The sequence below is a fragment of the Arthrobacter sp. TMN-50 genome, assembly GCF_054511125.1.
The window spans coordinates 172,407-185,522 of record NZ_JBTNDG010000004.1; the positions used below are offsets into that span (position 1 = coordinate 172,407).

Here is a 13,116-nt window from a genome sequence, read left to right on the forward strand (position 1 = left end):
GTGTGGGCCCCGACGATGCAGCCGTGTCACCGGTCTCGAACCGCACACTTCACTTAACGGCGAGGTCTCATGTCACACAGCACTACGCTCGGTCCGGTCGATTCCCCAGGGATGGATCAAGTGGGCCTCCCTCCTCTGACCGCGCTTCTCCTCCGTACTGCAGACGGAGATCAGCTGGCCTTCGCCGATCTTTACGAGATCACCTGCAAACGGGTGTATGGGCTGGCACTGCGGGTGATCAAGAACCCCGCGATCGCCGCCGAAGTGGTTCAGGAGGTTTATCTACTTCTCTGGACCTCTGCTGGGCAGTTCGACGCCGATCGAGGGTCGCCGCAGAGCTGGATTTTCACCCTGGCTCACCGCCGGGCCGTCGACAGGGTGCGCAGTGAACAGAGTTCGGTTGGGCGGGATGCCGCGTACAGCCAGCGTTCGGCCGCGGTGGGGCAGGACAGCGTCGAAGATACGGTCCATCACACGATGATGACCGAGAGCGTCAAAAAATGTCTCGCGGCTCTCACCCCTCGCCAAGCAGAAGCCGTCAATCTTGCCTACTATGGTGGTCTGACATATGTGCAGGTCGCCGAGGCACTACAGATCAAATTACCCACCGCGAAGTCGCGGATCCAGGCCGGACTGATCCGCCTGCGGGATGCGATGGAGGCCGACGGCTACGACGCCCACTCACGATGAGCATAAAGAGGAGGTACCTGATGGATCCCTATCTGCAGCAGTGGTTCGCGCGCCTTGCCGCGGTGAACTCCGGCCTCGACCTCGATTGTGCTTGGACCAACTACGTTGGCATCGGCGGTTCCTGTGATTTGGTCGAGTTCAAGGCGTACGTTCATGGCCTGGTGCAGCTCGGTGATTTCCAGCGGGACATGGTCTCGCACGCCATCAATGAGATGCTCGACGACGAGAACTCGTCGGTACGGCGTGCCGCGTACACCACCGACAACATTTCCCTCGCGACGGGGGTTCCCGCCGAGAGTAGCTTTGAAAGCTGGACCGACACGGCGCTGAGACGTCTCACAACCACCTCGGCCGCGCTATTCCCGATGGACCCTGACGAAGCCGGGCGCTTGCGGTCACTGCACAGAACCGGCCTGATGGGTTCGGCCCGCGAGGAGCGGTTCGACAGGATCACCCGTGAGGCTCGGGCGGTGTTCGGGGTCAGTTCGGCGTCGATCGCGTTGATTGGCCAGCACCGCCAGTTCATCAAATCGGTGGCTGGCCCGATTGGCGCGAATGTCCCGCGCCGGGTTTCCTTCTGCGACCAGACCATTCGCTGCAACCGGGTGCTCGTGGTTCCCGACGCACTGGCCGACACAAAATTCCGCAACAACCCTCTAGTGCAACTGAAGCCCCACATCAGGTTTTATGCGGGGCACACATTGCGCGGACCGGACAACTGGCCTATCGGCACGCTGTGTGTCATCGACGATCGTCCGCGCAGCTTTTCGAGCGCCGATGAACTGACGCTAATGCGGCTGGCTGCCCAGGCCCAGGAAGAACTCGAATCTTCACCGGCGTAGCCACGGCTCGCATGCGTGAACGGTTTGCCCGCGTAGAGTCGTAGGTGAACGGCGCCGTCGTTCATCGATCAGAGGAGTACACCATGGGTCTGAGCAACACGATCAAGAACGCCGTTGGACGACTGGCAAGCGGCAATCGGGGAACCGCGGGGGGACGCACTGGCGGCAGCACCGGTGGAAGAACTGGTGGTTCCGTGAGCGGGAGCATCACTTCCAAAATCCGTAGCTTCCTCAACCGGCGCTAACTCCGGAGGTTCATACGTGCCGGATTCCTACTATCGGTCCCTGGGCGAAGGCAGCTTCGAATCGACCGTCCACGCGCAGGGTGCCTGGAACCCCGAGGAACAGCACATGGCGCCGGTGGCCGGGTTGCTGGCTCACTGCCTGGAGCAGTGCAGCCCCCGCCCGGACCTGCGGATGGCGCGGCTCAGCTTCGACATCCTTGGGATGATTCCAGGTGGGTCGTTCGACGTCCTCGTAAAGGTGGTCAGACCCGGCAGGACCATCGAACTGCTCGAAGCAGAGATGATCTCCGGTGGCCGCACCGTGGTCCGGGCGAAAGCCTGGCGGTTGGCAAAGGCCGATAGCGCTGCCGTGGCGGCGATCGAGGACGCACCGATGCCCGGGCCTGACGCGGCCGGCCCGTTTGCTGAGATGACAGCCTGGCCCGGCGGGTACATCGAGTCACTGGAATTCCGGGTGGTGGAAGGGCACCGACCCGGCCGCGGCCGAGTCTGGCTAAGGACGCCTCACCAGCTGGTTGAAGACCTTCCGACAACGAACCTGGTTCGACTCATCGGCCTGATCGACACCGCCAATGGTGTCTCGGCCCGCGTCGCTCCCGGGCCCGGCAGCTGGATGTTCCCCAATCTCGACCTGCAGGTTCACCTCTACCGGGAACCCGCCGGCGTGTGGCTCGGCCTGGAGACAAGCGTCAGCTTTGGCACAGACGGCATCGGGTTGACCTCCGCCGTGCTGCATGACACCGTGGGCCCCTTCGGGCGGGCCGAACAGATCCTGACTATCAGGAAGCTCTAGCACAGCAACTAGGCTAGATGAGGGAAACAGCACCAGACGATCCAAAGGAGTACCACCATGGAATACCGGAAGCTTGGAAACAGCGGCACTGCCGTTTCGGCGTACGCGCTGGGCACCATGACCTTCGGAGCGGAGGCAGATGAGGCGACCTCGCATCAGATTCTGAGCGCCTACGCGGCAGCGGGTGGTAACCTCATCGACACGGCCGATGTGTACTCGGCCGGTACCTCCGAGAAAATCATTGGCTCGTGGTTGACCAAAAATCCTACCCAACGAGACCAAATGGTCCTGGCGTCGAAGGGCCGCTTCCCGATGGGCGATGGCGTCAACGATCTTGGCTTGTCCCGCCGCCACCTCCGCCGGGCGCTGGACGACTCCCTGGCGCGATTGGGTGTCGACCACATCGACCTGTACCAGGTGCACTCCTGGGATCCGCTGACTCCGCTCGAAGAGACCCTCAGTTTCCTCGAGGACTCAATCAGCAACGGTAAAATCGGGTATTACGGGTTCTCCAACTACCTTGGCTGGCAGCTGACCAAGGCCGCCATGATGGCAAAGGCCAACGGCTGGAACGCACCGGTCACCCTCCAGCCGCAGTACAGCCTGCTGGTCCGCGAGATCGAGTCGGAAATCGTCCCGGCAGCGCTCGACGCTGGCATCGGTCTCCTGCCCTGGTCGCCCCTGGGTGGCGGCTGGCTGACGGGTAAGTACCAGCGTGACACCTCGCCCACCGGCGAGACCCGGCTTGGCGAAAACCCCGAGCGCGGAATGGAAGCCTGGAAGGAACGCAACGCCAAGAAACGCACCTGGCGCATCATCGACACGGTGGTGGAAATCGCCGCTGAGCGCGGCGTCACTGCGTCGCAGGTGGCCCTCGCCTGGGTTGCCCAGCAGCCAGCCGTCACCTCTGTGATTCTCGGTGCGCGGAACACTGCCCAGCTCTCCGACAACCTGGGTGCCGACGTCGTGACCCTCACCGTTGGGGAAGTTGACCGGCTGAGCACTGTCAGCGCTCCTGAGGTTTCCGACTATCCCTACGGTGTGCCGGGTCAGGAACAGCGCAGCCGCATGCTCGACGGCGGGCGCTAGACGTGACGGCGTGACCCCATCCGCCGGGGTCAGAGCAGGGGCGGCAGCCTGGTCTGATACAACCAGGGCTTCAGCAGCGCCGCAGCGTCGAAGCCTGTGACCCCGGCGCAGATGTCGTCTGCCACGTCGACGAGGTCTGCGGTGGTAACGTTTCGATGCCTGAACCGAGTGGTCCAATCGCGGAGCAGCGTAAAGAACAGTTCGTCTCCGGCGGCAGTCCTGAGTGCATGCAGGGCGAGCGCGCCCCGCTTGTAGACCCGATCGTCGAACATGTGCGCCGCTCCAGGATCGCCAATCACCAGATCTTCCGGCTTGGCCGCCAGACCGCGCCAAGCGTCCGCTGCGCGTTGCGCGGTGGAAAGGTTTCCCGACCTTTCGGACCACAGCCACTCGGCGTAGCAGGCAAACCCCTCGTGTAACCAAATGTCCCGCCAGGAATCTGCCGTCAACGAGTTGCCAAACCACTGGTGGGATAGTTCGTGGGCGATAAGCCGCTGGGATTCCCAACCGTTGGTCAGGTGGTTCCGCCCAAGGATCGACAGGGACTGCGCCTCCAACGGAATCTCCAGGACATCATCGGCCACCACCACCGTGTACGTCTCAAAGGGATACGGCCCGAAGAGATCACTGAAGGTTCTCATCATGTCCGGCTGGCGGGCCAGGGCACGGCGTGCGGCGTCGCGTAGTCCTGCGGGCGCGGCAGTGAATTGAGGGACGGGGGAGGCGCCGGACTGGTCCAGCTGGTATCGCCCAATCTGGACGGTCGCAAGGTAGGTGGCCATCGGCTCGGGCTGGTGGTAAACCCAGGTGCCGCGGCTTGCCCGTGGGGTGTGGGAAATCAGCCGTCCGTTGCAGACGGCTCGGTAGTTGGTGTCGGTGGTCACAGCGATGCGGTAGGTGGCCTTGTGGCCGGGGTGGTCGTTGCAGGGAAACCAGGAGGGGCTGCCGGTAGGTTGCCCAGCGACGAGCACACCGTCGGTCAGCTCCTCCCAGCCCAACTCGCCCCAGACGCTCCTCACGGGCAGCGGATTTCCGCCGTATCTGATGTCCAGGGTGAACTCGTGGCCACCCGCAAGTGGCTCAGCCGGGATCACGACCAGCCGCGAGCCCCTGTTACTAAACCGAAGCACCCGCCCGACACCAAGATTGACCTTGGTGACCTTCAGCCCGGCCAGGTCCAGTTCGATCCTGTGGTGGAGGCGGGACGCCGGCCCGGTGACGCGGCCAGAGACCAGCGCGCGGCCTGCCAACCGGTTGCTGGCCAACCGGTAATCTAGCTCCAGGTCATAATGCAGCGCTGTCCAGTCCTCGGAGCCGTGCCCGGGCGTATATGGATCGGGAACGCCGGAACTCCGGGCCAGCGTCCCGTCGACCGCCTGCGTCATCGTGCGGCCGCCGGTCGTTTCCAGGGACTGACCGGGTTACCGATCCAGTAGCTTCCGGCGGGTACCGTTTCGCCGCGCATCACGAGCGACGCCGGTCCAACAGTTGAACCCTGGTCCAGACGGGCAGCAGGAAGTATCACTCCGTGCGGTCCCATCGTTGCGCCATCCTTCAAGGTTACGGTGTCCATCGACATCACCCGGTCATGGAAGAGGTGGGTCTGGATGACACAGCCCCGGTTCACTGTGGCGCTGTCGTCGAGGGTCACCAGATCGGCCTCGGGCAGCCAGTAGCTTTCGCACCACACGCCATGACCGATCTTCGCACCCAGCGCCCTCAACCACCACACGAGCGCGGGGGTGCCGCTGGCAGCCCGGGCAAACCAAGGAGCCGTCACCGTTTCAATGAACGAGTCAACCACTTCGTTGCGCCAAATGAATGAGCTCCACAGTGGATGTTCGCCGGCCCGAATCCGGCCCACCAGCAGCCATTTCACGACGACGGCGCTCACCGCCGCCACCCCGCCCGCACCGAGCATGACCACACCGCTAAGCAGCGCGGCTACTGGATAACCCCAGCGCACGGCGATGGCGTCGAGCCCCACGAGCACCAGCACGGCAATAGCCACGGTGAGCAGGGTGGCGGCAAGCCGGCAGACCTCCCATGCTCCCCGGGCCACCTTCAGCCGCCGGGGTGGGTCGAAGGTCCGTGTCTGATCCGCATCCAGCTGGGTGCGGCGCAGTCGCACCGGTGGGCTGCCCAGCCAGGAGGTACCAGCTTTGGCTTTGGCTGGGGTTGCGGACAGCACGGCGACCAGAGAGTTTTTCGGCACGCGGCGGCCAGCGGCGGTCATCCCGGAATTGCCGAGGAAAGCCCGCTTCCCGATCTTCGCCGGAGCCACCTTCATCCAGCCCCCACCAAGCTCGTAGGAGGCAACCATCGTGTCATCGGCGAGGAAGGCGCCGTCGCCAATCGTTGTCATTTTCGGGACCAGCAGCACCGTCGATATTTCGACGTTCCTGCCCACCGAGGCACCCAACAGTCTCAGCCACACTGGCGTGAAAAGGCTTGCATAGAGCGGGAAGAGAAAGTCGCGTGCCAGGTCCAGGACTCGCTCGGTGGCCCAGACCTGCCAACCGATGCGGCTGCGGACCCGGTGATATCCCTCCCGCAGCCCAACACCGAGCAATCGTACAGTGGCAAGAATGAGCAGCATTGACGTCACAAACCACAGCAGGCCAGCGACGGGCACCGACCAGGCCAGCTGGGGCAGCGCGTCGGACAGGGTGGGGTAGCCGCGCAGGGCGGCAAGGATGGGCAGCGCCGCAATGGCGGCCGCAAGATAGGGGATCCCGGCGAGCGCTCCCGAGGCGGCGGCGAATGCCGGGAAACTTATGGAGCGGGACGCCGTCGGCGGGGCGTCGGGCCAGATAGGTTTGGTTCTTCCTACCCGGGTGGCGGGTGATCCGGCATACTGCTGACCGGAGCGGACCTTCCCCAGCACCGCCGAGCCGGGGGCCACCTGGGAGTCAGCGCCGATTCTTGCCCCAGGCATCAGCGTGCTCCTGGTGCCGATCACGGCCCGCTCGCCGATGCTGATCCGGCCAATGTGGACCAGATCGCCGTCGACCCACCAACCGGAGAGGTCAACCTCGGGCTCCACCGAGCTGCCACTGCCGAGGTGGAGCATGCCGGTGACCGGTGGCACCGAGTGGAGGTCGACGTCGCGCCCGATCCTTGCACCCAGCGCCCTGGCGTAATAGGTGATCCAGGGGGCGCTGGCCAGGCTCACGGTGCCCGCCATGTCGGCGATCTGCTCGGCAAGCCACAACTTCAGGTGCACCCTGCCACTGCGGGGGTAGCTTCCCGGGCGGACGCCGCCGAGCAGGATCCTGGCGGCGGCCACGGAGATACCCATCCGGCCGAGCGGGCTCACGAAGACCGTCCAGCTGGCCAGGATCCACCACCAGGACAGGGTCGGCGCCGCTGGGACGCCAGCGACGGCGAGCACCTGGTTGATGATCATCAGGTAGGTCAGCCACCGCATGCCGACCAGCAGGTGCAGTGGGAGTCCCATCAGGGTCTGGAAGACCTGAGCCTTGCGGGTGGTGCGGGCCACGTTTCGTTCAACCCGGACGGTTCCGCCGACGGGCTCCGAATTTCGGACCATCTCGATCAGGGCACCCACCCGCGGATGAGCGTAAATGTCGGCTACTGTGACCGTGGGGTATCGCTGCCGCAGGGCAGAGACCAACTGTGCGGCTGACAGGCTGCCGCCGCCGTAGGCGAAGAAGTCGGCGTCCAATCCCGACGCCGGCAGGCCGAGCACCGCCGTCCACTGATTCACCACCCACTGGGCTTCGTCGTCGAGCTGTGGCACGTCGCCGTCGATAGCCTGGGCCAGCGGCCAAGGGAGGGCCGCCCGGTCCACTTTTCCGCTGGTTTTCGTGGGCAGGGAGGCGGTCTCGCTCAACATCGGAATAAGCGCCGCGGGCAGCGAGCCAGCGAGCTGGATGCGGAGCTCCGGTAGGTCGAGCGGCGCACCCGCCGCCACCAGATAGCCCACCAGCACCTGGTTGCCGGCGGCGGTGGTCTGCACTGCCGCAGCAGCACCGGCAACTCCCGGCAGGGACTGCAGGGCGGCGTCGACTTCACCGAGTTCGATGCGCCGGCCGCCGAGCTTGATCTGTTCGTCGGCGCGCCCCATGAACTCGAGGCCAGCCGGGTCGAACCGGACCAGGTCACCGCTGCGGTAGGCACGATCCCAGCCCAGCGACGGCATGGCAGCGTACTTGTCCTTGTCTTTCTGCGGATCTAGGTAGCGGGCCAGGCCAACGCCGCCGATAATCAACTCACCTATGTCGCCTGCGGCGACGGGGACGCCCTCGCCGTCGACCACGGCGAGGTCCCAGCCGTCCAGCGGGAGACCGATGCGCACCGGACCCGGCCCACCCAGCAGCGCAGCGCAGGCGACCACCGTCGCCTCGGTGGGGCCGTATGTGTTCCACAGTTCACGGTCCTCGGTGGCCAGCCTCGCTGCCAATTCGGGAGGGCAGGCTTCGCCGCCGAAGATGAGCAGCCTGACCGCTTCGAGCGACTCCACCGGCCAGAGGGCGGCAAGGGTGGGTACCGTGGATACCATGGTGATGCCGTGGGTGATCAGCCACGGACCCAGATCCATTCCCGAGCGCACCAGGGCGCGGGGCGCGGGAACCAGACACGCACCGTTGCGCCAGGCAAGCCACATTTCTTCACAGGATGCGTCGAAGGCCACCGACAGCCCGGCGAGAACACGGTCCGTGGGGCCGGCAGGTTCGGTTTGCAGGAACAGGCGGGCTTCGGCGTCAACAAACGCTGCTGCCGAGCGGTGAGTGACTGCAACACCTTTGGGTGTTCCAGTGGAGCCGGAAGTGAAGATGATCCAGGCATCGTCGTCAGGGCGCGGCTTGCGTGGTGCCGGGAATGGCGCGGTTCTGCCCTTCCTCACCACAGGTGCGCGTCCCGCCCGGATGATTCCGGCGACACCCGCTTCAGAGAAGACAAGTTTGGCGCGCTCGTCGGGGTCGTCTGCGTCCACTGGGACGTAGGCTGCCCCAATCAGCAGGGTAGCCAGGATGGCGATGTACAGCTCGGCGGTGCCGGACGGGATGCGGATGCCGATCCGGTCGCCTGCACCCAGCCCTGCCAGATGCAGCTCTTTCCCCATCGCGCGGACGCTCGCCAGCAAGTCGGCGTAACTGAGGCTGGTGGTGCCGTCGTCGAGCGCCGACGCGTCAGGAAAGGATTCTGCCGTAGCGGTGATGATGTCGATCAGGGTGCGCGGTTGCGGGGCCGCCGACCGGCGGGAAAGTTGCGGGGTATGCAGCGTCACCTGATAAGTGTCCCACCCGGCAACGCTACCCGCGGTGGCTACACGCCGTCGTCGTGCAGTGGCTGAGCAGGAAGAACGCGGCCACCGCTGCTGCCGCGCTGGTGAACCGGGTCATCCGAACACCAGGTAGGTGATGAGCGTGATCAGGCCGGTCAGAGCGGTGCCCCAGGCGAGGTCCACGGCGACCAGCACAGCCGGCCACCGTTTCAGGGTTGAGGCGTTGGTGAGGTCATAGGTCGCATAGGCGAAGAACCCCAGGGCTCCGCCGTAACCCAACGCCGCCAGCCATGACCCGGCGGCCAGGGCGGGTTGGACGGCGAACAGCACGATGCCGGCTAGATAGATTAGGTAGAACGCTGCCGCGTAGAGAAAATTGGGTTTGTCGGCAAGCTGGTCGCCCAGGTGCCGACGATAAAACCCGCTCATCGATTTGAGCCAGATTGCGTCGAGCAGCAGGAATGTTGCTGCGGCAACCAGAAACTGCAGGAAGACCATGGACAGGAGCCTAACCTAGATGACCGGGACAGACCTGCTGGTGGTGCGCGACGTCGCTTCGGCCGGGGCAGCCGCGGATCTCGCGGAGGGCATCACCCTGCTGCGCGCTGTAGCTGCCAGGGAGCGTCCCGCCACGCTGCGACTGTACCGACCCAAGCCAACCCTGGCCTTTGGGCAGCGGGACACCCGACTGTCCGGGTTCGAGTCAGCAGAGGCTGCTGCGCGGTTACAAGGGTTTGAGCCGTTGGTCCGCCGGGCCGGCGGCCGGGCTGCTGCCTACCATCGCGGTTGCCTGGTCATCGATCATGTGGAGCCGCAGACCGATGCGGTTGCCGGGTCGCGGAAACGTTTCGCCGAATTTGGGGAACTGCTTGCGTCAGCGCTGCGCTCAGTGGGCGTGGTCGCGGCGGTAGGCGAAATTCCCGGCGAATACTGCCCCGGCGAATACAGCGTGCACGGGGTGGGCCCGGCTGGGCGCCGCGTGAAGCTGGTGGGGACAGCCCAGCGGGTGGTGTCCGGTGCGTGGCTCTTCTCCTCTGTGGTGGTGGTCGAAAACTCGGCTCCGATCCGGGAGGTGCTGACGTCGTCGTACGCGGCGATGGGACTGGACTGGGACCCTGCAACGGCGGGCTCCGCCAACGATCTTGTCCCCGGGGTAACGGTCGACGACGTCGAACGAGCCATCCTCGCCACCTACCGGCAGGCAGGCTACACACTTCAGCCATCGGAGGCTTCCGCAGCCCTCCTGCCCGGCGTATCCTGACTGCCAGAATGACCGCCCCGCGGCCAGGTGGCTACGGGGCGGTCGTCGTGCTTCCAGCTGATGTGCCTTAGTGGCCGCGCGTAATCCACTCATCGAGGGACGGCGCTTCGGCGCCGACCGTCGTTGAATCGCCGTGCCCGGGGCGCACCACAGTATCAGCTGGGAGGCTGAGCAGGCGGTCACGGATGGATTCGATGATGGTCGGGAAGTCGCTGAAGGACCGGCCGGTGGCACCTGGACCACCCTGGAACAGCGTGTCGCCGGTAAAAACCGTGCCTGCTTCCTCAAGATAGAAGCTCACCGACCCGGGGGAGTGCCCGGGAGTGTGGAATGCCTTCAGAATCACGCCGGCTACCTGGAATTCATCGCCGTCGCTGATTTCCTGGTTCGGCGCCTGGCCCGGGTAGACCTGGTCCCACAGCATCCGGTCGGCGGAGTGGAGATGGACCGGGCCCCGGACGGCGTCGTAGACGTCGCCGACGGCGCGGATGTGGTCATCGTGCCCGTGAGTCAACAGAATGGCACGCACCTGGCGGCCGTTGATCTGTTCGACGACCGCGTCCGCATTGTGGGCCGGGTCGATGACGATACATTCGGTGTCATCGCCGATGATCCAGACGTTGTTGTCAACGTCCCAGGTTCCACCGTCGAGCGAGAAGGTCCCGGACGTGACGAGGTGTTCAACGCGGGCGGCCATCAGAGTTCCACCACCGAACGGAGCACTGAACCGTCGTGCATTTTGTCGAAGGCTGCCTCGACCTGGTCCAGGGTGATGCGCTCGGTAACAAACGCGTCGAGGTCCAGGTTGCCCTGCTGGTAGTGGCTGACCAGCATGGGGAAGTCCCTTGACGGGAGGCAGTCTCCATACCAGGAGGATTTGAGGGAGCCGCCGCGACCGAAGACGTCGAGGAGTGGCAGTTCCAGCACCATGTCCGGAGTGGGGACGCCTACCAACACCACGGTGCCGGCGAGGTCCCGTGCGTAGAAGGCCTGCTTGTAGGTTTCAGGGCGGCCGACGGCGTCGATCACCACGTTGGCTCCGTTGCCGTCGGTGAGAGCCTGGATGGCTTCGACGGCATCCTGGTTTTTGGAGTTGACCGTGTGGGTCGCTCCGAGCTTCCGGGTGGCTTCGAGCTTTCGGTCGTCGATGTCGACGGCGATGATCGTCGTCGCGCCCGCAAGCCTGGCGCCGGCGATGGCAGCGCTGCCCACTCCGCCGCAGCCGATGACTGCTACCGAGTCCCCGCGGCGGACGTTTCCGGTGTTGATGGCGGCGCCGATGCCTGCCATGATGCCGCAGCCCAACAGACCGACGGCGGCGGCGTCCGCGGCGGGGTCCACCTTGGTGCACTGGCCGGCAGCGACCAGGGTCTTCTCAGCGAAGGCGCCGATGCCCAACGCGGGGGAAAGCTCGGTGCCGTCTTCGAGGGTCATCTTTTGGGTGGCGTTGTGGGTGTTGAAGCAGTACTGGGCTTCGCCCCGACGGCAGGCGCGACATTCGCCGCACACCGCACGCCAGTTCAGGATGACCCGATCACCGGGCTTCACCTCGGTGACATCGGGTCCTACGGCGCTGACCACGCCGGTAGCCTCATGGCCGAGGAGGAACGGGTAATCGTCGCTGATGCCACCCTGCTTGTAGTGCAGATCGGTGTGGCAGACGCCGCAGGTGAGGATGTCCACCAGCGCCTCGCCGGGTCCCGGATCTGGCACGAGGATGGTTTCGATGCTGGCTGGGGCGTTTTTTTCCCTGACAACTACGGCTTGGACTTTATGAACCATTTCTACACGGTCCTTTCAGTTGGGTACCGGGCGGTTTACCCAAGCATAGGCACGGAGACCGACAGCGGTTCAATCAGCTGATCTGTGACTTACCCCCGGTGGGGCTTCACCCCAATTAGGTGCGGGAGGATACTGGTCTGCATCCGGGCGGAATGGCCCGGCGGTGAGGGCGAGGTGGCTGATGCGGCGTGGTTGTCGGTGTCTACTGGTTGCCAGTGCGCTGGCCGGTGCCGCCCTGCTCGGAGGATGTGACCAGCGGGACGGTAGACCCCCAGCTTCCGCAACCTGGCGGCTGATCAGTCCTGCTCACGTGTCGCCGGACTCAACGAGCCTACGGATAGGTGTGACTCGCGTGTCCTGCGCCGGTGGCGTCACGGAAGCGGTGAGGGAGCCCCAAATCTTCTACGAGTCAGATCGACTAGTAATTCAGACCGTCGTCGAACCCTTGTCGAATGGAGCCCAGTCTTGTCCCGACAATAATGTAGTGCCGCTCACTGTTGATCTTTCCGAACCAATCGGTGACAGGCAGTTGGTCGATGGTGCGTGTCTGACTGGAAGGGCAGTCACTACAATCTACTGCGAGAACGACGGCGTGCGCTGGCCGCTCAGTGAACGGTCGGCGGTGGGAACATGGCAACTGCTTGAGTTGGCGAACGTCTCGCCGACTTCAACCAGGCTGGAGCTCGGAGTAGTTCGGCTGGGATGTTCAGGCGGCGTTACGGGGACAGTGCTGGGGCCATACGTCAGCTATGAGCCCGGTCAAATAGTGATCCAGACTGACGTTGCCGCGTTGCCCGAAGGCGGGTACGACTGTCCTGGTAATGACGTTGTTCGAGTGACCGTGGAGTTGGCTGACCCTGTCGGTGGCCGAAGGTTGGTGGATGGTGCGTGTCTGGCTGGGGAAGCTGTCGCCACAACCTTTTGTGACGATTACGGCGTGCGCTGGTCCCCGGATGGCGCACATTCGGGGGAAAATTTGCCAGCGCTCTAGTCCGCTACGCCCGCTTCATGCGGCGCTCAAAACTTTTTTAGCAAATCTTTCGGGCCTTCGCCTTTCGGGCCTAAAAATGTCGGTGGCGGGTGATGTCATGGAGGTATGAAGGAGCAGGAAAAGGCAGGTGGAGGCCGTAGCATCGCTGAGGTTTTTTCGGCCGGTCTTGGTG

At 64.6% G+C, this 13,116-nt stretch carries 10 protein-coding genes; 5 read left to right on the plus strand and 5 right to left on the minus strand.

All coding sequences use genetic code 11. From position 1 onward, the window contains the following. Nucleotides 1–69 precede the first annotated feature (69 nt). The 4 genes from sigK (at nt 70) to ACX80A_RS08200 (ending at nt 3,659) form a co-directional block, all read left to right on the plus strand. Nucleotides 70–690 carry an ECF RNA polymerase sigma factor SigK gene (sigK, locus tag ACX80A_RS08185; RefSeq protein WP_459259207.1) on the plus strand — a complete coding sequence of 207 codons (621 nt, stop codon included), beginning with the start codon at nt 70–72 and terminating at the stop codon, nt 688–690. Nucleotides 691–710: 20 nt separating this feature from the next. Then, nucleotides 711–1,532, plus strand: coding sequence for a GAF domain-containing protein (locus ACX80A_RS08190; RefSeq protein WP_459259208.1), 822 nt, complete (start codon nt 711–713; stop codon nt 1,530–1,532). Between the two features lie 261 nt (nt 1,533–1,793). Next, nucleotides 1,794–2,570 (plus strand): thioesterase family protein, encoded by a 777-nt coding sequence (locus ACX80A_RS08195; RefSeq protein ID WP_459259209.1) that lies wholly within the window; start codon nt 1,794–1,796, stop codon nt 2,568–2,570. A 57-nt stretch (nt 2,571–2,627) separates the two neighbouring features. Further along, nucleotides 2,628–3,659, plus strand: a complete 1,032-nt coding sequence (locus tag ACX80A_RS08200) for an aldo/keto reductase (RefSeq protein ID WP_459259210.1) — start codon at nt 2,628–2,630, stop codon at nt 3,657–3,659. A 29-nt stretch (nt 3,660–3,688) separates the two neighbouring features. On the opposite strand, the gene ACX80A_RS08205 is transcribed toward ACX80A_RS08200, so the two are convergent. The 3 genes from ACX80A_RS08205 to ACX80A_RS08215 all read right to left on the minus strand — a co-directional run bounded on the left by ACX80A_RS08205 (nt 3,689) and on the right by ACX80A_RS08215 (nt 9,408). Further along, a complete protein-coding gene (locus tag ACX80A_RS08205; RefSeq protein WP_459259211.1) occupies nt 3,689–5,044 on the minus strand; it encodes a M1 family metallopeptidase in 1,356 nt (451 codons plus the stop codon). Then, complete coding sequence (locus ACX80A_RS08210) at nt 5,041–8,913, minus strand: Pls/PosA family non-ribosomal peptide synthetase (RefSeq protein WP_459259212.1); 3,873 nt, start codon at nt 8,911–8,913, stop codon at nt 5,041–5,043. Before ACX80A_RS08210 ends, ACX80A_RS08205 begins: the two co-directional genes overlap by 4 nt. 111 nt (nt 8,914–9,024) lie before the next feature. After that, nucleotides 9,025–9,408: a DUF2177 family protein gene (locus ACX80A_RS08215; RefSeq protein ID WP_459259213.1), complete on the minus strand. Its 384-nt coding sequence runs from the start codon at nt 9,406–9,408 to the stop codon at nt 9,025–9,027. Nucleotides 9,409–9,427: 19 nt separating this feature from the next. On the opposite strand from ACX80A_RS08215, the gene ACX80A_RS08220 reads away from it, so the two are divergent. Beyond that, nucleotides 9,428–10,171: a lipoate--protein ligase family protein gene (locus ACX80A_RS08220; protein ID WP_459259214.1), complete on the plus strand. Its 744-nt coding sequence runs from the start codon at nt 9,428–9,430 to the stop codon at nt 10,169–10,171. A gap of 67 nt (nt 10,172–10,238) precedes the next feature. Here the strand turns inward: ACX80A_RS08220 and ACX80A_RS08225 are convergent, their stop codons facing one another. Both ACX80A_RS08225 and ACX80A_RS08230 read right to left on the minus strand, forming a co-directional pair. Beyond that, nucleotides 10,239–10,868, minus strand: coding sequence for an MBL fold metallo-hydrolase (locus tag ACX80A_RS08225; RefSeq protein WP_459259215.1), 630 nt, complete (start codon nt 10,866–10,868; stop codon nt 10,239–10,241). Beyond that, the gene (locus ACX80A_RS08230; RefSeq protein ID WP_459259216.1) at nt 10,868–11,953 is read right to left on the minus strand and encodes an S-(hydroxymethyl)mycothiol dehydrogenase; all 1,086 of its coding nucleotides are present in this window, start codon (nt 11,951–11,953) and stop codon (nt 10,868–10,870) included. Before ACX80A_RS08230 ends, ACX80A_RS08225 begins: the two co-directional genes overlap by 1 nt. Nucleotides 11,954–13,116: the final 1,163 nt, after the last annotated feature.

Bases quoted from the DNA above. Each gene is read 5' to 3' on its own strand.
- sigK (WP_459259207.1), top strand. From the start codon at position 70: ATGTCACACAGCACTACGCTCGGTCCGGTCGATTCCCCAGGGATGGAT.
- ACX80A_RS08220 (WP_459259214.1), top strand. From the start codon at position 9,428: ATGACCGGGACAGACCTGCTGGTGGTGCGCGACGTCGCTTCGGCCGGG.
- ACX80A_RS08225 (WP_459259215.1), bottom strand. From the start codon at position 10,868: ATGGCCGCCCGCGTTGAACACCTCGTCACGTCCGGGACCTTCTCGCTC.
- ACX80A_RS08230 (WP_459259216.1), bottom strand. From the start codon at position 11,953: ATGGTTCATAAAGTCCAAGCCGTAGTTGTCAGGGAAAAAAACGCCCCA.
- ACX80A_RS08200 (WP_459259210.1), top strand. From the start codon at position 2,628: ATGGAATACCGGAAGCTTGGAAACAGCGGCACTGCCGTTTCGGCGTAC.
- ACX80A_RS08205 (WP_459259211.1), bottom strand. From the start codon at position 5,044: ATGACGCAGGCGGTCGACGGGACGCTGGCCCGGAGTTCCGGCGTTCCC.
- ACX80A_RS08190 (WP_459259208.1), top strand. From the start codon at position 711: ATGGATCCCTATCTGCAGCAGTGGTTCGCGCGCCTTGCCGCGGTGAAC.
- ACX80A_RS08215 (WP_459259213.1), bottom strand. From the start codon at position 9,408: ATGGTCTTCCTGCAGTTTCTGGTTGCCGCAGCAACATTCCTGCTGCTC.